The organism is Mitsuokella jalaludinii DSM 13811, from assembly GCF_000702905.1.
Lineage (GTDB): Bacteria > Bacillota > Negativicutes > Selenomonadales > Selenomonadaceae > Mitsuokella > Mitsuokella jalaludinii.
In genome coordinates this window covers 1-20,371 of the sequence record NZ_JNKR01000023.1, presented here as the reverse complement: position 1 = coordinate 20,371, position 20,371 = coordinate 1, and the positions used below count along the sequence as shown (strand labels likewise).

Sequence of the window (20,371 nt, the reverse complement as noted above, 5' to 3'; positions counted from 1 at the left end):
CCTCCTGCTATCAGCAAACGTACTGGATGCCAAGCTTGTCTGCCACGGCCTTGTCCGTGGAGACGAGCGCGTCGCTGCGGCCGATCGGCAGCGAGCTGTTGCCGATCGGTGCCATGAGCTTCTTGAGCTCCGCATCGAAGGCCAGCACGTAGTCGACGATTTTCTGGGCGCCGCGGTCGATGTCGAGGCGCTTGACGAGGCGCGGGTCCTGCGAGCAGATGCCCATCGGGCACTTGCCCGTGTTGCAGGCATTGCAGCGGCCCTGCTCATTGCCGATGCAGCCAAGGAGCTGGATGAGGATCTTGCCGACGAAGACGCCGTTGGCGCCGAGGCACATCATCTTGAAGGCGTCGGCTGCGGCGTTGCCCGTCATGCCGATGCCGCCGCCGCCGTAGAGCGGGATCTGGCCCTGCAGGCCCTGCTTGACAGCTGCGAGATAGCAGTCGCGGATCTTCGAGACGACAGGATGGCCCGTGTGGTCGAGCGAGACCTCATTGGCTGCGCCCGTGCCGCCCTGGATGCCATCGATGAAGAAGCCGCCGCAGATCTTGTACGGGTCGCGCAGCAGGTTGTTGTAGACGGATACCGACGTTGCCGAAGCCGCGCACTTGATGGCGACCGGCACGCGGAAGCCGAAAGCCGCGTTCATCGAGAGGTGCATCTTCTGGACGGATTCCTCGATGGAGTAAAGGCCCTGATGGTTCGGCGGCGATGCGAGCGTCGCCTTCGGGACACCGCGGATGGCCTGGACGTGCTCAGCAACCTTTGCCTCCGGCAGCAGGCCGCCGTCGCCCGGCTTTGCGCCCTGGCCGATCTTGATGAGGATGCCGGCCGGGTCCGTCTTCATGTGCGGCATGGCCTTGATGATGCGGTTCCAGCCGAAGTGGCCGGAAGCGATCTGGATGATGAAGTACTTGAGGTAGTCCGACTCGAGGAGCTTGACAGGCATGCCGCCCTCACCGGAGCTCATGCGGACCGGCAGGCCGCACTTCTCGTTGAGGTAGCCGACAGCGAGTGCGACAGCTTCCCAGGCACGCGTCGACAGCGCACCGATGGACATGTCGGAGAAGATCAGCGGGTAGATCCAGTGCACAGGCGGCGTGTGCTTCGTCTCGACGAGCTTGCCGTCCTTGATGGCAAACGGCAGCTCCTTGGCGGAGAGCACGCGGCCGAACGGCGAGCGGATGTCGAACGTATGGCGCGCTGCATCGAGCGACGGGTCCGTCATCTGCGAGATGCGGCCGACGACGATCGAGTCGAGCGTGCGCTGTGCGTTGAGGTTCGTGCGGCCGCCGCGCTTGATCGGGCCGTGATCCTTCGAGAGCAAGGTCTTTCTCGTGTCCGGGTTGCGCACCGGGCGGATTGCGTCATTCGGGCAGACCTTCTCGCAGATACCGCAGCCGCGGCAGAAATCCGTGAGGCTCGCGACCTGCTTGATGACGGGGCGCACCTGATGGATCTTCTTCGGCTCCGGCACCGGCTTTTCCGACACCGTCAGGGACTGGCCGCGCACTGCCACCTTGATGGACTTGAAGGAGCAGGATGCCACGCAGCTGCCGCACATCGTGCAGCGTTCGGGGTGATATTCGATTATCCAGGGCAGGTCATTGACGCCCACGTCTTGAGTCTTTACTGCTTCCATCTCTGTACCTCCAGGTCGTTGTCGATCACAACGATTTCGCGTTCATTCGGGTAGATATCCTTCGTCTGGTCACGGTCCGGCATGATCTCATTGAGACCACAAACCTCGGACGAGATGGCCACCATGTCATCCGTGCGTCCGACAACGACCGGGCGCAGCTTCTTGGAATCACAGCAGGTGATCATCTTCTTGTCCGGCAGGACGCCGATGATCGTGTTCGGGCCGTTGATCTCGAGGTTGGCGAGGCTCTGGCGGATGGCGATCAGGACATCCTTGTCCGGGCGCTCTGCGATCTCCTCGAACGGCAGCGGCGTGATGACGTGCTTGTAATACGTCAGCGGCCACTTGAGCTCGTGATGGACGTAGTGAAGCGTGTTGAGGAAGCACTGGGAATCGGACTCAAAGCCGATGTAGCCGCGGTGCAGCGATTTCTGGAACTCCTTGTTCTTCGTGTAGAAGGTATTCTCGCCGTTCGCGCAGAGCGTGTAGCCCTGCAGGAAGAACGGATGGGCCGCATAGCGGACGATGTCGTAGTTCGTGTTCTGGCGGCACTGGGCGACGATGGATTTTGCGACAAGGCAGCCATTGTCATCCCAGAGGTGGAAGTACGTCGCGATGTCGCGCGGATCGCCGATCTCCTTGAGCGTCAGAACATCCGGCCAGAACGAGTAGACGTAACCGGCATTCTCCTTCTCAAGGATCTTGCGCAGAGCCAGGCGCGTGTCGAGCAGCAGGTCTTCCTTCTGCTCTTTCGTCATGTGCTCTGCATCTTCCGGATAATCGTAGTTGCGGAAGATGTAGTACGGCATAGCCTGGATGTCGAGGCCCGGCTGTTTGTCCGGAACCGGGATCCACTCGGCCAGCTGCACGAAGTTGTGGGTATCCATGTACTCCTCGACGAGCTGGGCACCGCGCTGCGTGCAGGCGAGCGATAACAGCGGCTTGTCCTTATAATTGGAAAAGATCCCGTACAGATCCTGCATGACCATCGCGAAGCCTGAGTTGTCATGGCCTTCCTGCTGCGGAAGCATGAGATGCAGTGCCTTGGAGGGCTGAATGGGTACTTTACTCTTTATGGAACCTATCCGACACATAGCGGTCTCTCCTTCTATCCTGATACAATCAATACACAAATGTATTCGCACAATGCATACGGTGTTACGTAACTTCTATTATAAAAATGTATACTTGACATGTCAACCATAACTTAACATGTATACATGAATACCCCTATCTATTGTAGCATTTACCTCGATTATCATCGAAAATTACTCCTAAAAATAAAAAATCCGCACAGAACGCGAAAGAATGCGTTCTGTGCGGATTCATCCCATATTTCCTGTCAGTAAGAATGGAATATGCGCCTCTGTAGCGCTCCTATCATCCCGTCATGACCGCCATGCTATTGTCAGAGGTAGCTGACCGGGTTGACCGTCTGGCCATTGACGCGGACCTCGTAGTGGACGTGCGGGCCCGTCGAGAAGCCCGTGCTGCCCATGTAGGCGATGATCTGGCCGCGGCGCACGTGCTGGCCGGCGCTGACGACGACCTGCATCGCGTGGCCGTAGCGCGTCATGATGCCGTTGCCGTGGTCAATGTCGACCATGTTGCCGTAGCCGCCCGCATTCCAGCCGGCCGTCGTGACCGTGCCGTCAGCCGTCGCGACGATCGGCGTGCCCATGTCGTTGGCGATGTCGATGCCCGGGTGGAAGTCCGAGCCATTCCAGCGCAGGCCATACGGCGAGCTGACCTCACCGCGTGCCGGCCAGCCCGTCGGCGTCGTGACCGAGACAGTGCTGCCGACGAGCGAGCCCGGCAGCGAAACCATCCCCGGCGTGCCCAGTGACTCCTGCTGTGCCTTGAGCTGCTCCTGCAGCTCGAGGAGCGAGGCGCGGCGCTTCTCGATGTCCTTCTCGACATTGTCGAGCGCTTCGCTGACATTGTCGAGACTCGGCTGCTGCACGTACGGGCCGCCCTGGCCGTCGTGCTTGCCGTTCGTGCCGTCATTCGTCAGGCCGCTGCCATCGCTTGCACCGTCATCCTGTGCCGGGCCTGCACCCGACATGCGGCGCAGATCGGACTCGAGCTGCGTGAGCTGGTCGATCTCGTCCTGCAGGGCATTGGCCTTCTTAGAGAGCTGCAGGAGCTGCTCCTGCTGGATGTTGTTGACCTCGCGCAGTTCGCGGATCTCCGCGGCACCGTTCTGGTTGGCAAACGTGCTGTAGACCGAGTAGCTGAAGGCGCCGACAAAGAGCAGTGCGCCGGCCGCCACCGAGGCCAGGCCGAACTTGAGGACGCGCGCCGGCAGGCGGATGCTCTTCGTGTCACCGTTGTCATCGGGAATCAGCTTGATCGTGTAGATGGTCTGCTTCTTCTTTTTCTTCTTGGTCTTCTCCTCTTTCGCTGCCGGTGCAGTGCCCTCACCGTCCGGAGAGTCCGGCGTACCCGAAGGATCTGCCACAGGGGCCATCACTATCGTCTGCTCAGTCACGTCCTGCTCCTGTGCAGGGGCGGCCTTCTGCTCTTTCTGCTCTTTCTGTTCTTCGCTCTTAGCCAAAGATGAAACCTCCAAACAAAAAAATAATCCACGGAAATAATACGCTCCCTGGATCAGAACTGCCTTTGAATTACTGGAAAAATTTACTGAAAAAAATTAGGCGGTAAATCTTACGCCTATTATAGCATAGGATTTACCGCAATTCAAAGTTTATTTCATGGTTCAGGCGGTTGCGCCCTTGCGCATCGCCTCGTCGAGAGCCTGCTGCTCTTCCGGCATCAGCTGGTACGTCGACTGACCCTTCTCGACCGGCTTGACGTAGCTACGCGAATCCTCGCGGCCGAAGATGCTCGTGAGGATGACGCCGTCGTTGTAGGAATCGAGGAGTGCAACGGCATAGCTCAGGTCACTGCCCATATCATCGAAGGCGCGGAAGCGCACGACGCCGACGCGCGTGATGGCGAGCTGCAAGAGATTGTCGAGTCGCTCGTTCTCGCGCTTGATGGCGGCGTTCTCATCCGACACGGCCTGGATCTCGTTGAGATGGCCGATGAGCATGCGCTCAAGGTTCGCGCCATCCGCCCCCGTCATCATCTTGCGGTAGCGCTTCTTCATGTAGCTGACCTTCATGTAGAGGTTGATGAGCAGCGCCAGCAGAATGACGGCGATGACGCCGAGCCCGGCGAGAATCGGGATGATGTTATTTAGGGCAAATTTCGTGATTTCCTGAATGTCCATTGTCTATTGAATACTCCTTTATAAGATACGTGGGGACGCGACGATGTTTCACGTGAAACAGTCACGTCAAGGTCAAACAGAGAAGTGATTGGGCGGATTGGCATGGCGATCCGCGTGGCCCGAGGAGAGAAGTTCGAGCAGGCGCTCGAGGTCATCCTCGGAGTAGAACTCGATCTCGATGCGGCTCTTCTTCTTGCCGGGACGGATGCGGACTTTCGTGCCGAGGTACTCGTTGAGGCGGCCGGCGGCATCCTGATAGAAGGCATCCTGCGGTGCTTCCTGTACCTCTTCTGGCTCAGCCTCTGCCCCGCTCTCGCGTGCGTCGAGATAGGCTGGGTCATCGAGCAGGCGGCGCACGAGCTCTTCAGCCTGGCGCGAGGACAGGTGCGCTTCGAGGATATGCTCCGCAGCCCTTACTTGCAGGGCCTTGTCCTTGAGCGCGAGGAGCGGTCTTGCCTGGCCCATGAGCAGGTCACCGGCGACGAGCTTGTCCTGGATCTCTTCGGCGAGTTCCAGGAGGCGCAGGGAATTGGCGATGTGCGGGCGGCTGCGGCCGACCTTCTTGGCGAGCATCTCCTGCGTGAGCTGGAAGTTCTTCATGAGGAAGGCGTACGCCTCTGCCTCTTCGATGATGTTGAGGTTCTCGCGCTGGATGTTCTCGATCAGGGCAATCTCGCTGATCTCTGCGTCGTTATATTCTCTCACAAGTGCCGGTACTTTTTCAAGCCCCGCTTTGCGGGCAGCCCGCAGGCGGCGCTCACCGGCGATGAGCTCGTAGCCCTTCCCAGGCAGGCGCCGGACGATCAGAGGTTGCAGGATGCCGTACTGGCGGATGGACTCACTGAGATCCTCGAGCGCCTCTTCATCGAAGCTCTGGCGCGGCTGATAGCGGTTGGCCTGGATCTCGCTGGCCGCAATCTCCTGGACCTGGTCCTTGGCCGGCGTGATCTCGCGGTTCTTCAAGAGCGCGCCGAGGCCCTTGCCGAGACCGCCGTGTCCCTTACTTGCCATGTGCCATCACCTCTTCTGCCAGCTTCATGTAGGTATCCGTGCCCTTGGAGCGCTTGTCGTAGTAGAGGATGGGCTCGCCGTACGACGGCGCCTCGCTGAGGCGCACCGTGCGCGGGATCATCGTCTCGTAGACGAGCTCGCCGAAGTTCTCGCGGACCTCGGCGACGACCTGCTCCGCGAGGCGCGTGCGCCCATCGTACATCGTCATAAGGACGCCCTCGACCTCGAGATGTGGATTGAGATTCGTTCGCACGAGCTCAATCGTGTTCATGAGCTGCGAGACGCCCTCGAGCGCGTAGAACTCGCACTGGATCGGCATGAGCACGGAATCCGCCGCGGCCAGCGAGTTGAGCGTCAAGAGGCCGAGCGACGGCGGGCAGTCGATGAGGATGTAGTCGTACTCCTGCTCGACCGGCTCGAGCGCGCGCTTGAGGCGCGTCTCGCGCGAGATGGCCGCGACGAGCTCGACCTCAGCACCGGCCAATTCGATATTGGCCGGCAGCACATCGACGCCGAACTCCGTCTTGACGATAGCCTCCTGCACGGGCGTGCTGTTGATGATGACCTGATAGATGGTCGTCGCAAGCGCCGATTTGTCGATGCCATAACCGCTCGACGCGTTGCCCTGCGGGTCACAGTCGACGAGCAGGACTTTCTGCTCCTTTGCCGCCAGACACGCTGCGAGATTCACCGATGTCGTCGTCTTGCCGACGCCGCCCTTCTGATTGGCCACTGCAATGATCTTTGCCTTTGCCACGGATTTCACCACTTTCTTTGATTTCCCATACCATTCTGTCCCGCAATAAGAAACAAGTACACAACTTTCCTTGTAAAAACGCCGCAGAATCAGTATAATTGTTACATTGTAACATCTGTGCGACAGGAGCCTCTGCAATCCGTCACGGCTCCTCCGCGCTGTATACCCTATATCATAATATAGAAATCGCGAAAATGCTATTGTTTCACGTGAAACATTTAAAAAATTTACGAGGAGGAATCCCTATGCCCGTCTACAACGCCCCCCTGCTCCGGATTGACCCCAAGGAGACACGACGCTACGCGGGGCTCATGCGCGCCAAGGACTTCGACGAGCGGCTCATTGAGGACGCCTGCCAGGATGCGCGCCTGCTCGCCGAGCCGCGCGGCATCTGGCAGCTCTACGACTACGACTGTGAGGGCCAGATCGTGAAGGCCGACCCGCCCTTCCATATCGAAGGTACGAAGATTGGCAAGCACCTCGCCGGCTGCGACAAGGTCATCCTGCTCGCCGTTACCGTCGGCGATGCCATCGAGGATATGGTCACGAAGCGCTTTGCCGACGGCGAATATGCGAGCAGCGTCCTGCTCGACGCGGCCGCGACCACGGCTGTCGAGCAGCTGGCCGACGGCATGGAGAAGGCCATCAAGCCGAAAATGGCCGCGCAGGGCTACGGCATGCGCTGGCGCTTCAGCCCTGGCTACGGCGACTGGCCACTCGAGCAGCAGCCCGAGCTCATTCGCGTGACGAAATGCGAGAGCATCGGCATCACGCTGTCTGAATCGAAGATGCTCGTGCCGCGCAAGAGCGTCACGGCCATCATCGGCCTATATAAGGAAGTCAAGGGCTCAGGAGAAGCGGCGCACTCCCCTAACGGCTGCGCCGCCTGCGACAAGCTCGACTGCCCCTCCCGCAAGGCGGTCCAGTAAAATGAGCCGTGTTAAAAATTATTGACATAGAATTCATACTGCATTACTATGTCAATAGAATCTGCAATCCATCATCACGATCATCAAAAACAACTCTGGAGGAACTGGCTATGATCCATATCTTTGACGGTGCCATGGGCACGATGCTGCAGGCCGGCGGCCTGGAACCGGGCGGCTGCCCCGAACTCATGAACATTGACCATCCAGAAGTCGTCCGGCACATCCACGAAGCATACATCGAGGCCGGCGCGACCATCATCGAGACAAATACCTTCGGCGCGAGCCGCCTCAAGCTCGACCACTACGGCCTCGAAGAGCGCGTGGCAGAGCTCAATATGGCGGCCGTCCGGATTGCCAAGGAAGCGGCCGGCACGCGCGCCAAGGTCGCCGGCTCCATGGGGCCGACGGGGCGCTTCATCAGCCCGCTCGGCGACCTCGGCTTTGAGGACGCCTATGCCTGCTTCCTGGAACAGGCCTCCGCTCTCGCTAAGGCCGGCGTCGACTACTTCATCATCGAGACGTGCATCGACATCCAGGAGATGCGTGCCGCGCTGCTCGCCGCCAAAGATATCGCACCCGGGATCCCTGTCATCTGCCAGCTGACCTACAGCGACGACGGCCGCACAGTCACTGGCACCGATCCGCAGTCGGCCGCCATCATCCTCTCCCACATGGGCGCCGACATCATCGGCGTCAACTGCTCGCTCGGACCGGAGCAGCTCGTGCCCATCGTCAAGACGCTCGCCGAAAACTGCGACTGCCCCATCAGCGTCCAGCCGAATGCCGGCATGCCGCAGCTCGTCGACGGCGAGACGCACTTCCCGATGGGCCCAGAGGACTTCGGCAGCTGGGGCCCGAAGCTCCTCGCCGCCGGCGCCACGTACCTCGGCGGCTGCTGTGGCACGACGCCGGAGCACATCCGCGCACTGCGCAAGGCACTCGAAGGTCAGCCTGAGCCCGAGCGCCGTCCGCTGCCAAAGCGCCTCTGGCTCGCCAGCCGCAGCAAGTCCGTCTGCATCGACAAGGACCTGCCGACCGTCCTCATCGGCGAGCGCATCAACCCGACGGGACGCAAGAAACTCGCCGCCGAGATCCGCGAAGGCTCCCTGCTCTCCGTCAAGAAAGAGGCCGTCAATCAGGTCAAGGCCGGCGCTGAGCTGCTCGACGTCAACATGGGCGTGGCCGGCATCGACGCCGTCAAGGCCATGAGCCAGGCCGTGACCGAGATTGCCCAGCTCACCGACGCCCCGCTCGCCATCGACACGAGCGATCCTGCCGCACTCGAAGCCGGCCTGCGCGCCTATCCGGGCCGCGCCCTCATCAACTCCGTCTCCGCAGAAAACGACCGCATCCGCGACTTCCTGCCGCTCGCCAAGAAGTACGGTGCCGCCATCCTCTGCCTGCCGATCACCGAAGACGGCGTACCCAAGACGGCCGCCGAGCGCCTGAAAGCGATTACCTATATCATCGATAACGCCAAGAAAGCCGGCCTCGATGACGGCGACTTCCTGCTTGACGCCCTCGTCATGACCGTCTCCGCCGACAAGAACGCCTGCCGCGAGGTACTCAAGACCTTGCAGCTCTACCGCCAGCACCTGGGCTTCCCCTCCACGATGGGCCTCTCGAACATCTCGTTCGGCCTGCCAAACCGCCCGCTGATCAACAGCACCTTCTTCACCATGTGCCTCGCGGCCGGCCTCGACGCCCCGATCATGAACCCGTATGACGAGTCGATGCAGAAGGCCCTCAAGGCCAGCGCCGCCCTTCTGGGCGACGACCCCTGCGGTCTCGCCTTCAGCCAGGACGAGGCGAACCTCGCCGTGCCGAAGAAAGCCGCCGTCATGAAGACGACCGACCTGCCGATCCTCGACGCCATCAAGCAGGCTGTCATCGAGGGCGAGAAGGACATCATCGTCGGCCTCGTCGTCCAGGCCCTGCAGGAAGGCAAGACAGGCAACGAGATCACCGAGAAGGGCCTGACGGCTGCCATGACCGAGATCGGCGAGGACTTCGGCTCCGGCCGCATGTTCCTGCCGCAGGTCCTGCTGTCCGCCGAGACAATGCGCGCGGCCTTCGACAAGCTCAAGGAGCTCATCCCCGCGAGCGCCGAGGCCGACAAGGGCACCTTCGTCATCGCAACCGTCAAGGGCGACGTCCACGACCTCGGCAAGAACATCACCGGCGCTCTGCTCGCCAACTCCGGCTTCAAGGTCATCGATCTCGGCAAGGATGTCGAGGCCGACACCATTGTCGAGACAGCCATCCAGCAGGATGCCGATGTCGTCGGCCTCGCCGCCCTGATGACGACGACCATGCCGCAGATCGACAAGGTCATCGACAAGCTCCAAGCGGCCGGCGCCCGCGCCAAAGTCATGATCGGCGGCGCCGCCGTCACCCAGGACTACGCCGACAGCTGCGGCGCCGACGCCTATGCGGCCGATGGCGTCAAGGCGGTCAAGCTTGCAAAGCAGATTGTTGGTGTGGAGTAAAATAGCTGGCAATAGAGGCTTGGTCTGGCGGGAAACAGATCTACCGGTGGAGGGGAAAGACATTTCGGCTTCGTCGCTCCGCTAAATGAGCCCTATGGTACGATATCCTCTCGATGACGCCCCGCCGCCTGCCGCGGCGTTCTCACATCGCAGCTCTATGCCCCAAATGATCAGGGCTCAGCCCTGCGGGCTATCGCTGCGCTCCTGCAGGCGAAATGTCTTTCCCCTCCTGAAGTTACTTCCTGCACCTTCGCTGCGCTCCTGAAGATAAAAACCTGCCCCCGCCTACTAGACAAGCCAAGCTCGCATGCTAAGGTCCCCATTGTTCACGGTAGTCCCCTTGAGTGAGCAAGGTTGCCAAACAACACCTTCGGGCAAGCAGGACTGCGCAAAAGCGCAGCGTTGGCAGGTTGCGTCAAGAATCGATTTTTTCCCCACCAGAATCCTGACGAAAGAGCGTCGTCCAAGCGAAGCGCGTTTAGCTCTTTCATCAGGCTGCCTTAAAAGGGAAAAAATCGATTCAGCAACATGCCATAGCGGAGCGTTGCACAGCCCTGCTCGCCCGTTGCCATACTGCATCAAAAAAGGAGCCCGTTTCCCATCCGAATGGATGAAGAAACGGGCTCCTTTGTCGTTATCCGATTATCGTCAATCAGAACAGTACCTTTGCGAGATGCAGGTAGTCCGGATCGAGGATCTTCTTGTTGTTGACCGCATCGTGCAGGTCGATCGAGACAACACGGCCCTTGCTGTAGCCGAAGACGATGTCCGACAGGCCCGAGATCAGTGCGAGAGCAGCCTGCTCACCGAGCTGGCTGGCGCGCACGCGGTCGATGACCGACGGCGAACCACCGCGCTGGATGTGCCCAAGAACCGAGACGCGCGTGTCGAGCTGCGTCTTCTCCGCGATGTACTGGCCAATCTCCTGGCCGCTGCCAGCACCCTCTGCCACGACGACGAGGATGTAGCGCTTGCCCTTCTTGTAGGCTTCCGTCATGTTGTCGCAGATCTCATCGAGGTTGTACTCCTCTTCCGGCACGAGGATGTACTCCGCGCCGCCCGAGATGCCCGAGACGAGAGCGAGCCAGCCGCAGTTGCGGCCCATGACCTCGAGGACGATGACGCGGCGATGGGCCGAAGCCGTATCGCGCAGCTTGTTGATCGCATCGATGATCGTATTCGCAGCCGTATCGCAGCCGATCGTGTAGTCAGAGCCCCAGACATCGTTGTCGATCGTGCCCGGCAGGCCGACGATAGGGATGCCCGTCTCCTTCGAGAGCAGCGAAGCGCCGCGCAGGGAGCCGTCACCGCCGATGACGCAGAGGCCCTCGATGCCGCGGTCCGTCAGGTGCTTGTAGCCCATCATGCGGCCTTCCGGCGTCTTCCAGCGTTTGCAGCGTGCCGTGCCGAGGAACGTACCACCGCGCTGGATGATATCACTGACGTCCCTGGACTTCATCTCAAACATATCCTCTTCCAGCAGACCGTGATAGCCGCCGCGGATGCCCCATACCTTGACACCCTCGTACAGAGCCGTGCGGACGACAGCGCGAGCTGCCGCGTTCATGCCTGGGCTGTCGCCGCCGCTCGTCAAGACTGCAATACTTTTCAACATAATGGAAGTCCCCCTTGAATTGAGAATTGCTAGCATAATTGACTGAATCAAAATCATAGAATGACATTTATCATCCTTAATCATACCATAAAAAGTCCGAAGAAAACAGGGATGACGGTTATTTTTTCGGACCAGGACAGACCTTGACAAAATGCCATCATAATGGTAGATTTTAACTAGATGCTGTGCAACTGACGGAAGTGGATGACCACAGGGAGCACAGGGAAGAAGAGCCGACCGTCTGGGCACAGCCTGGATTTGTGTCGGCTTTTTTGTATGTGAAAAGGAAGGAATCGCAAAATGAAAGAACTGGAACTCAAATACGGATGCAACCCGAACCAGAAGCCAGCCCGCGTCTTCATGGAGAATGAGGCTGAGCTGCCGTTCACCGTCCTCAACGGCCGCCCGGGCTACATCAACCTGCTCGACGCGATGAACAGCTGGCAGCTCGTCCGCGAGCTGCGCGAAGCCACCGGCCTTCCGGCTGCCGCTTCTTTCAAGCACGTCAGCCCGGCCGGTGCTGCCGTCGCCGTTCCCCTCTCCCCCGTCCTCGAGAAAGTCTACTTCGTCGAAGGCGTAGAGCTCTCCCCGATTGCCACGGCTTACATCCGCGCGCGCGGCGCAGACCGCATGAGCTCCTATGGCGATTTCGTCGCCCTGTCTGATGAGTGCGATGCCCAGACGGCTTCCTTCCTCAAGCGCGAGGTTTCCGACGGCATCATCGCGCCCGCGTATTCGCCGGAAGCACTCGAGATCCTCAAGTCGAAGCGTAAGGGCACGTACCTGATCCTGCAGATGGACCCCGCTTATGAGCCGGAAGAGCTCGAGCGCAAGCAGGTCTTCGGCGTCACCTTCGAACAGAAGCGCAACAACGTTGCCATCACAGAAGACTGCCTCAAGGACATCGTGACGAAGAACCACGACCTGCCAGAAAGCGCAAAGCGCGACCTACTGATTGCCCTGATCACGCTGAAGTACACGCAGTCCAACTCCGTCTGCTACACGAAGGACGGCCAGGCCATCGGCATCGGCGCCGGCCAGCAGAGCCGCGTCCACTGCACGCGCCTCGCTGGCACGAAGGCCGACAACTGGTTCCTGCGCCAGAGCCCGCAGGTCCTCAACCTGCCGTTCAAGCCGGAAGTCCGCCGCCCAGACCGCGACAACGCCATCGATGTCTACATCGGCGAAGAGTGGGAAGACCTCCTGGAGACGGACGACTGGAAGCGCGTCTTCACCGAGAAACCGCCCGTCTTCACGCGTGAGGAGAAAAAGGCATGGCTCCAGAAGGAGACCGGCGTCTCCCTCGGCTCCGACGCCTTCTTCCCGTTCGGCGACAACATCGAGCGCGCCCACAAGAGCGGCGTGACCTACGTCGCCCAGACCGGCGGCTCCATCCGCGACGACAACGTCATCGAGACGGCCGACAAATACAACATGACCATGGCCATGACGCACATCCGCCTGTTCCATCACTGATATTTCACGGATATTTCACGAGAAGAACACGAGCCCCGGTCCAGCAGGCCGGGGCTCTTTTATATGCCGGGATTTTTGTCGCCATGAGCCAGAGCTGAGCGATATGCAAAATCCGAATAAGTCTTTTACCATTGCCCCCACTTGCGCTACAATAAGGAGTAGAATATATGAGTGTACTGCGGCAACACATGCCGTAACCTGCGCGATGAGAAATGAGGCGATTGTATGTTTTTTCAGAAATTCGGAGCACTGGCCATGGTGCCCGTGCTCGTAGCAGCAGCGCCTGCCTATGCCGAATGGCACGGCAATGCCCATATCGAGACTGTTGAGGTGACGGGCAGCTATCTGACGGATGACATCTCGGAGGCAGGGCTCAAGAAGGCCCGCGAAGAAGCGCACAAGGACGCCCTGCGCCTGGCAACCGAGAAGGCCGGCGTCTTTGTCCAGAGTTATTCCAAGACACACAATCAGGTTCTTACTGAAGATGAGATTCAATCCATCTCTGGCAACATCCTCGCCGTCCAGAACGAGTCGTATGCGATGAGCAAGACAAACGACGGCTACACGCTCGTCACCTGCCATCTGACGGCCTACATCCAGCTCGACCAGGTCGACCTCAACCAGGCCATCCAGCAGATCAACATTGAGGGCGAGAACAGGGAGCTCAAGGCCGTCATCGAAGGCCTCAAGCACAGCCAGGGCAAGGCAGGCGAGCTGCCATACGGCACGGCTTACTTCCAGAAATTTGCCCAAAACAGCTCCCTGCTCAAGAAGGTCTGTGACGTAGGCTACGATGTCGACAGCGTGAGCTACGACAAGGCGACGGGCCTGATCCGCTACAACCGGTTCACAAGAGCCGTGGACGATGATCAGCTCTATGCGTTCCACGTCGAGCTCTCCTATCCGGATAATACCGAACGCATCTACAAGATCACAAAGATCACCGAGAAACCGTTCCAGACCGTCGAGTTGAAGTTCAAAAACGCGCGCACGACCATGCTGCCGATTGCTACCTATTCCACTGACGACTACTATCGCCGCCTGGTCTGCAAGCAGCTGCAGCTGCCCGAGTACGCTCATCTCAAGCAGCCGGGCTGGGGCCCAATCCCTCTGCTCGACCCGCCGCTCTACACCGATAAGCTCAACATGAAGCGCATCGATGGCATGCTCTACTGCTCGCTGGCCGATACCGAGGACGGCCTCGCCAACCTGCTCTTCCCGAGTTTCGCCGTCCGCTACGACCCACAGCGCAAAGTCCTCGAAGAGGCCGATATCCTCTACACCGACAGCTGGATCCCCGCCAGAACGGAATATCTCCCCGCCATCCCATACCTTGACTTCCTCTACCACGACGGAAATCTGGAAAACCCTTGATGCCCTGCCCTTTACTATAAATATCAGCCGTTTACAGATCTGGAAGCCTGCTAAAACCACATCTTTACTGAAGGGCAAATTTTTCACCGAGAAAAGCTTGACACATACACATCTCTCTAGAACATTGCATCTGATTCCGTAGTATGATATACTAAAGATGATCAAGAAAACGTCTATGGAAGTAGACGAAGGCCCTAGGGTGGCACACCCCTAGGGTCTTTTTTTGCGCAATAAAACAGCCAGCTCAGATAAACTAAGCTGGCTGCATAGAGGCTAGAACGTATTGCTGCTACCGCTCTAACCATTTCTGAATGCCGTACCAAATGGCACACGATACGACACCAGCAAGAACGGACATCAAGAAAACGTCCATGCTCATGAAGCAGACCTCCTTTCCGTTTCCGGCATAGAGGCAGCAACGCAGCTAGTATAACATAGAAAACCGAATACAGTATATAGGGATAGATGCAGGTGACGATTTCTCGAAATACACTACACAATATGATTCATGATAAAGGATATCAATATACTATATATCATAAATTTTTAGTATTTTATATTTCTGAAAAATAAGTGTATAATATAGTTAAACAATAATAGATATTGAAATGAAGTGAATATCAAAATGTGATGGACGTCACACAGGCGTTTTGGTGGATTCCACTGCACAAGCATATTCCTTTCATCTTTGAACGGAAAGGCGGGATTGGACATGAAAGAACGGCCACGTGTCGTCATCCTCGGCGGGGGTATCGGCGGCATAAAAGCAGCGCAGAAACTGGCCAACCAGCCGGTAGATGTGCTGATCATCGATCACAACAACTACCAGGTCTTCCAGCCGCTCCTTTATCAGGTAGCGACATCGATGCTCTCGACGGATGAGGTCGTCTACCCCATTCGCGGTTTCTTCAAAAAAGCGAATAATGTTGATTTCCTTTTAGCAGAAGTCCGTGGCATCCAGCCAAACGAAAAGATCGTCAAGACGAGTCACGGGGATGTTCCCTACGACTATCTCATCATCGCTCTTGGCTCGACGCCAAATTTCTTCGGCAATGAAGAAGTAGAACGCAACGCATTCCCATTGAAGACCCTGCAGGATGCAATCCGCATCCGCAGCCATCTTTTAAGTGTCTTTGAAGAAGCGTCTGCTGAGACAGACCCGGAAAAGCGCAAGGCTCTGCTGACCTTTGTCTTTGTCGGCGCAGGCCCGATTGGTGTGGAAGGTGCCGGTGGTGTATCCGAACTCGTTTACGATGTCCTGCAGAAAGAGTTTCATTATATTGACTTTGACGAAGTCAGCATCCATCTGATTGGCGCCGACGCATGCGTGCTCGGCATGATGTCCGAAAAGCTCCGTACCGAGACGCTCAAAGTCCTGCAGAAAAAGCGCATTGACGTACAGTGCTCCATGCTCGTGACGGGCTATGACGGAGAGACGCTCTTCTACCGTCCGATGCATGCTCCAAAAGATGCGCCGTGCTCCACGCTCCAGACGAAAACAGTTGTCTGGTCGGCAGGTGTACGCCCTGTGGACTGTCTCAGCAGCTTTGCCTGCGAAAAAGACCGCGGCAAGCGTCTGCTCATCGATGATACGATCCGCGTCCCGGGCATGCAGGATGTCTTTGCCATCGGAGACTGCTCAAGCTACACGCCGCCCGGCGAACAGCGTCCTCTGCCGACCCTTGCGCCTGTTGCACTGGCGGAAGGAGAGCTCGCGGCCAAGAACATCCTGCACGATGTACGCGGGGAAGAGATGGAACATCTCCATTACAAGAGCAAGGGCGTCATGGCCATCATCGGCAACAGTGAAGCCGTCATGGAAGCAGGCCCCCTGCGCTGCCGCGGCTTTCTCGCCTGGTCGGCCTGGCTCTGGATTCATCTGCTCACGAAAGCGGGGTTCCATGCCAATATCTCCGTCACGTTTAAATGGATTTTCAATTATCTTTCCGGGACACGCCTTGGCCGCCTGATCACACGTCCTGAATTGCAAGGCCTGCCTGAATCCATAAAGAATGCTCCGGAAGCAAAAGATGCCGGAGCCGAGAAACAAGCGTCGTAGTGCATGTAAAGCCCAAGGCTTTTACATAAAGAAGATTTACTTTTCAATCCAGATATATAGGAGGGATTCGCATGATTCCAGTTACGAAATTGAACAGTCAGTATGGCCTTTTCATCGACGGAGCCTGGCGTCCGTCAGCCGATGGCAAGACATTTGATTCTTTTTGCCCTGCGACTGGTGACAAACTTGCCAGCTGTGCAGAAGCCACGTCGCAGGATGTCGATGCTGCCGTAGACGCAGCCTGGAAAGCCTTTGCCACGTGGAAAAAGACCACGGTCAAGGAGCGTGCCACCCTTCTCAACAAGATTGCCGACATCATCGATGCGCATACAGACGAACTCGCGCTCATCGAGACCCTCGACAACGGCAAGCCCATCCGCGAGACAAAGAATATCGATGTGCCGCTTTCCGCCGCTCATTTCCGTTACTTTGCCGGCTGCATTCTCGCCGAGGAAGGCTCCGCCACGATGCTAGACAATACGACCATGAGCATCATCCTGCGTGAGCCGATTGGCGTAGTCGGCCAGATCGTACCGTGGAACTTCCCGTTCCTCATGGCAGCGTGGAAACTCGCACCGGTACTCGCAAGCGGCTGCTGCACGGTCCTGAAACCGTCAAAGACAACCTCTCTTTCCGTGCTGTACTTTGCCGATCTCATCAAGGATATCCTGCCGCCAGGTGTCTTCAACGTCATCACGGGCGCAGGCTCGAAAGCCGGTCAGTACATGCTCGACCACAAGGGCTTCTGCAAACTGGCATTCACAGGCTCAACGGAAGTCGGTCTTTCCGTTGCCAAAGCTGCGGCCGAAAAACTCATCCCGGCCACGCTCGAGCTCGGCGGCAAATCCGCGAACATCTTCTTCGCGGACTGCAACCTCGAACAAGCTTATGATGGTGCCCAGCTCGGCATCCTCTTCAATCAGGGACAGGTCTGCTGCGCTGGTTCTCGCATTTTCGTTCAGGAGGATATCTATGACGAATTCGTAGCCGAACTCGTCAACCGCTTCAACAAAGTCAAGATCGGCCTGCCGTGGAAGGAAGACACGCAGCTCGGCGCGACGATCTATAAAGCGCAGCTCGATAAGGTCCTCTCCTATGTCGAACTCGCGAAAAAAGAAGGTGCGACCATCGCCTGCGGCGGTGAACGGGCAACTGACGGTGCGCTCAAGAACGGCATCTTCATGAAGCCGACACTCATCACCGATGCTACGAACGATATGCGCGTTGCCCGCGAAGAGATCTTCGGACCTGTCGCCGTCGTCATCAAATTCAAGACGGAAGAAGAAGTGATCAAGATGGCCAATGACAGCGATTACGGCCTTGGCGGCGCGGTCTGGACACAGGATATAAACCGCGCATTCCGTGTCGCCAACGCCATCGAGACGGGCCGCGTCTGGGTCAACACCTACAACCAGATCCCTGAGGGCTCGCCGTTCGGCGGCTACAAGCAGTCCGGCATCGGCCGCGAGACGCACAAAGTCATCCTTGAGCACTACACGCAGATGAAGAACATCCTCGTCAATCTCTCGGGACAGCCATCCGGCTTCTACTCGCAGAAGTAACGCGCCGCCGCTCCCTGGCTTACCACACTCCCATCCTGCTTCTTCCTCATATACAGCAAAAGGCTGCCGCAAGTCCGGCAGCCTTTTGCCTGTTCAGGAGCAGTGCCCGATCCAGACAGGCGAGGACATTCCTCCCGTAAAATTTTTTAAAACACTATTGATATTCATTCTCATGTATGCTATATTATCTATAGGCTTTCGTTAGCAGCTTCTTTCAAGAAGCGCAAAGCTCTCCTAAGATATAATACACAGCAAAAATCCCGGCATACTGCTCATGCGCCGGGATTTTTGTCTGTACTAAAGAAAACCTCGCTCCGCACCTTGCGGACAAAATTATCGCAAAATATGTCTTTGTAAATTTTGTTCATTTTCATCTTTACATTTGTTCTAACAAGTGGTATGATAAATCATGTCAGAACAATAACAATTGATTTACAGGAGGATAAAAATGGAACTCGCTAAATTCATTGATCACACATATCTCCAGCCAGATGCTCAAAAGAAAGATATCGACAAGATTCTCTCTGAGGCAAAACAGTATCACTTCGCTTCTGTCTGCATCAGCCCAATCTGGGTTTCCTATGCCCACAAAGAACTCGCTAACTCTGATGTCAACGTCGTCACGGTCATCGGCTTCCCAGAAGGAGCTACACCGACTTCTGTCAAAGCCTTTGAGACGAAACAGGCTATCGCTGACGGTGCTGATGAAGTTGATATGGTCATCCCAATTGGCTTCCTTAAGGATGGAGAATATGATTATGTAGAAAATGACATTCGTGCAGTTGTAGAGGCAGCACAGGGTAAAACAACGAAAGTTATTATCGAAGCCTGCCTGTTGACGGATGCAGAGAAAGTGAAGGCTTGTGAACTCGCCAAGAAGGCAGGCGCTGACTTTGTCAAGACCTCGACGGGCTTCTCCAAGGGTGGCGCTACAATTGAAGATGTCAAGCTCATGCGCAAGACCGTCGGTCCTGATATGGGTGTCAAGGCATCTGGCGGCGTCCGCGACCGCAAAGAAGCCGAAGCCATGGTAGCCGCCGGTGCCAACCGTATCGGCACCAGCCACGGCGTCGATATTATGCAGGGCTAATCCCCGGAATCCATCATGAAATCAGAATAGGAGGAAAGAGAACATGGCAAAATGGATCCAATATGATAATGGCTATCTCAACAAGACCCCAATTTTTCAGTTCATTCTTCTTTCCTGCCTGTTCCCCTTGTGGGGAGCAGCAGCAAGCTTGAACGATGTATTGATTACGCAGTTCAAGAGTGTCTTTGATTTAAGCGACTTCGCCAGTGCATTGGTACAGAGTGCCTTCTATGGCGGATATTTCTTGATTTCCATTCCAGCATCGATGGTCATCAAGAAGACTACCTATAAAACAGCTATTCTATGCGGCTTGATTTTCTATATCGTCGGCTGCTCACTCTTCTTCCCTGCATCCCACATGGCCACTTACACGATGTTCCTTGCAGCTGTATTTGCCATCGCTATCGGCCTTGGCTTCCTAGAAACTGCTTCGAATACTTACAGCACCATGCTTGGACCTGAGAAATATTCAACCTTGCGTCTGAACATCAGTCAGACATTCTACCCCATCGGTGCGGCCGCAGGCATCCTGCTTGGCAAGTATCTGATTTTTGAAGATGGACAGAGCATGGCTGCGCAGATTGCCAGCATGACGGCAGAAGAAGCTCATGCTTACCGTCTCGACATGCTGATGAATACCCTGGAACCATATCGTGTCCTAATCATCGTGCTCTTAGCTGTTCTTCTTCTCTTTGCCTTGACAAAATACCCATCTTGCAAACCAGTTGCACCTAAAGATGCACCAAAGGCAGAAGATCCCAGCATCGGCGAAACGTTGCGTTATCTTGTTGGCAACCACAAATTCAAGAAAGGTATCGCGGCAGAATTCCTTTATGTCGGCATGCAAGTAGCAGTTTGGTCCTTCACCATCCGCCTGGCTCTGACAATGGATGCCTCCATCAATGAGCGCATGGCAGCCAACTTTATGGTCATCAGCTATGCTTGCTTCTTTGTTGGCAAGTTTATCGCCAATTTCCTTCTCGCTCGTTTCTCCACCAACAAAGTACTCGTTGCCTACTCCGTTATTGGTTGTCTCCTAGTCCTCTATGTATCCTTTATCCCAAGCTTCACTGCTGTCTATGCTGCCGTCGCTATCAGTATCCTGATGGGTCCCTGCTGGGCTACAATATAC

At 57.0% G+C, this 20,371-nt stretch carries 15 protein-coding genes and 1 riboswitch; of the genes, 8 read left to right on the top strand and 7 right to left on the bottom strand.

Annotated elements, in window-relative coordinates; all coding sequences use genetic code 11:
• Nucleotides 1-10: 10 nt before the first annotated feature.
• The 6 genes from T518_RS09560 to T518_RS09535 form a co-directional block, all read right to left on the bottom strand.
• Nucleotides 11-1,642 carry a glutamate synthase-related protein gene (locus T518_RS09560; RefSeq protein ID WP_036378502.1) on the bottom strand — a complete coding sequence of 544 codons (1,632 nt, stop codon included), beginning with the start codon at nt 1,640-1,642 and terminating at the stop codon, nt 11-13.
• The gene (locus T518_RS09555) at nt 1,630-2,736 is read right to left on the bottom strand and encodes a class II glutamine amidotransferase domain-containing protein (protein WP_036378501.1); all 1,107 of its coding nucleotides are present in this window, start codon (nt 2,734-2,736) and stop codon (nt 1,630-1,632) included. Before T518_RS09555 ends, T518_RS09560 begins: the two co-directional genes overlap by 13 nt.
• A 314-nt stretch (nt 2,737-3,050) precedes the next feature.
• A complete protein-coding gene (locus T518_RS09550; RefSeq protein WP_248617184.1) occupies nt 3,051-4,199 on the bottom strand; it encodes a peptidoglycan DD-metalloendopeptidase family protein in 1,149 nt (382 codons plus the stop codon).
• Nucleotides 4,200-4,361: 162 nt separating this feature from the next.
• Nucleotides 4,362-4,877, bottom strand: coding sequence for a DUF4446 family protein (locus tag T518_RS09545; protein ID WP_036378500.1), 516 nt, complete (start codon nt 4,875-4,877; stop codon nt 4,362-4,364).
• Nucleotides 4,878-4,949: 72 nt separating this feature from the next.
• Entirely contained in the window at nt 4,950-5,888 is a 939-nt protein-coding gene (locus tag T518_RS09540) for a ParB/RepB/Spo0J family partition protein (protein ID WP_036378499.1), read from the bottom strand.
• Nucleotides 5,878-6,645: a ParA family protein gene (locus T518_RS09535; RefSeq protein WP_172674663.1), complete on the bottom strand. Its 768-nt coding sequence runs from the start codon at nt 6,643-6,645 to the stop codon at nt 5,878-5,880. The genes T518_RS09540 and T518_RS09535 overlap by 11 nt, the downstream gene beginning before the upstream one ends.
• Before the next feature lie 245 nt (nt 6,646-6,890).
• Here T518_RS09535 and T518_RS09530 point away from each other — a divergent pair, with 245 nt between their 5' ends.
• A complete protein-coding gene (locus T518_RS09530) occupies nt 6,891-7,574 on the top strand; it encodes a vitamin B12 dependent-methionine synthase activation domain-containing protein (RefSeq protein ID WP_036378497.1) in 684 nt (227 codons plus the stop codon).
• A 110-nt stretch (nt 7,575-7,684) separates the two neighbouring features.
• Nucleotides 7,685-10,063 (top strand): homocysteine S-methyltransferase family protein, encoded by a 2,379-nt coding sequence (locus T518_RS09525; protein WP_036378496.1) that lies wholly within the window; start codon nt 7,685-7,687, stop codon nt 10,061-10,063.
• Nucleotides 10,064-10,715: 652 nt separating this feature from the next.
• On the opposite strand, the gene pfkA is transcribed toward T518_RS09525, so the two are convergent.
• Nucleotides 10,716-11,678, bottom strand: coding sequence for a 6-phosphofructokinase (pfkA, locus tag T518_RS09520; protein ID WP_036378495.1), 963 nt, complete (start codon nt 11,676-11,678; stop codon nt 10,716-10,718).
• A gap of 177 nt (nt 11,679-11,855) precedes the next feature.
• Nucleotides 11,856-11,932: riboswitch (ZMP/ZTP riboswitch) on the top strand.
• A 46-nt stretch (nt 11,933-11,978) separates the two neighbouring features.
• On the opposite strand from pfkA, the gene T518_RS09515 reads away from it, so the two are divergent.
• The 6 genes from T518_RS09515 to fucP all read left to right on the top strand — a co-directional run.
• The gene (locus T518_RS09515) at nt 11,979-13,154 is read left to right on the top strand and encodes a phosphoribosylaminoimidazolecarboxamide formyltransferase (RefSeq protein WP_036378494.1); all 1,176 of its coding nucleotides are present in this window, start codon (nt 11,979-11,981) and stop codon (nt 13,152-13,154) included.
• 225 nt (nt 13,155-13,379) lie between these two features.
• Entirely contained in the window at nt 13,380-14,528 is a 1,149-nt protein-coding gene (locus T518_RS09510) for a hypothetical protein (protein ID WP_036378493.1), read from the top strand.
• Between the two features lie 712 nt (nt 14,529-15,240).
• A complete protein-coding gene (locus T518_RS09505; protein WP_036378492.1) occupies nt 15,241-16,587 on the top strand; it encodes an NAD(P)/FAD-dependent oxidoreductase in 1,347 nt (448 codons plus the stop codon).
• Between the two features lie 71 nt (nt 16,588-16,658).
• Nucleotides 16,659-18,149: an aldehyde dehydrogenase family protein gene (locus tag T518_RS09500; protein WP_036378491.1), complete on the top strand. Its 1,491-nt coding sequence runs from the start codon at nt 16,659-16,661 to the stop codon at nt 18,147-18,149.
• 448 nt (nt 18,150-18,597) lie between these two features.
• Nucleotides 18,598-19,239 carry a deoxyribose-phosphate aldolase gene (gene deoC / locus T518_RS09495; protein WP_036378490.1) on the top strand — a complete coding sequence of 214 codons (642 nt, stop codon included), beginning with the start codon at nt 18,598-18,600 and terminating at the stop codon, nt 19,237-19,239.
• Nucleotides 19,240-19,282: 43 nt separating this feature from the next.
• Nucleotides 19,283-20,371 (top strand): L-fucose:H+ symporter permease (gene fucP, locus T518_RS09490; protein WP_036378506.1); only part of this gene is annotated, 1,089 nt, incomplete at its 3' end.

What these genes read in the sequence shown, in the direction of transcription:
- T518_RS09555 (WP_036378501.1), bottom strand. Translation starts at nt 2,736, where the DNA reads ATGTGTCGGATAGGTTCCATAAAGAGTAAAGTACCCATTCAGCCCTCC.
- T518_RS09515 (WP_036378494.1), top strand. Translation starts at nt 11,979, where the DNA reads ATGAAAGAACTGGAACTCAAATACGGATGCAACCCGAACCAGAAGCCA.
- T518_RS09525 (WP_036378496.1), top strand. Translation starts at nt 7,685, where the DNA reads ATGATCCATATCTTTGACGGTGCCATGGGCACGATGCTGCAGGCCGGC.
- T518_RS09500 (WP_036378491.1), top strand. Translation starts at nt 16,659, where the DNA reads ATGATTCCAGTTACGAAATTGAACAGTCAGTATGGCCTTTTCATCGAC.
- deoC (WP_036378490.1), top strand. Translation starts at nt 18,598, where the DNA reads ATGGAACTCGCTAAATTCATTGATCACACATATCTCCAGCCAGATGCT.
- pfkA (WP_036378495.1), bottom strand. Translation starts at nt 11,678, where the DNA reads ATGTTGAAAAGTATTGCAGTCTTGACGAGCGGCGGCGACAGCCCAGGC.
- T518_RS09545 (WP_036378500.1), bottom strand. Translation starts at nt 4,877, where the DNA reads ATGGACATTCAGGAAATCACGAAATTTGCCCTAAATAACATCATCCCG.
- T518_RS09540 (WP_036378499.1), bottom strand. Translation starts at nt 5,888, where the DNA reads ATGGCAAGTAAGGGACACGGCGGTCTCGGCAAGGGCCTCGGCGCGCTC.
- T518_RS09510 (WP_036378493.1), top strand. Translation starts at nt 13,380, where the DNA reads ATGTTTTTTCAGAAATTCGGAGCACTGGCCATGGTGCCCGTGCTCGTA.
- T518_RS09530 (WP_036378497.1), top strand. Translation starts at nt 6,891, where the DNA reads ATGCCCGTCTACAACGCCCCCCTGCTCCGGATTGACCCCAAGGAGACA.
- T518_RS09560 (WP_036378502.1), bottom strand. Translation starts at nt 1,642, where the DNA reads ATGGAAGCAGTAAAGACTCAAGACGTGGGCGTCAATGACCTGCCCTGG.
- T518_RS09505 (WP_036378492.1), top strand. Translation starts at nt 15,241, where the DNA reads ATGAAAGAACGGCCACGTGTCGTCATCCTCGGCGGGGGTATCGGCGGC.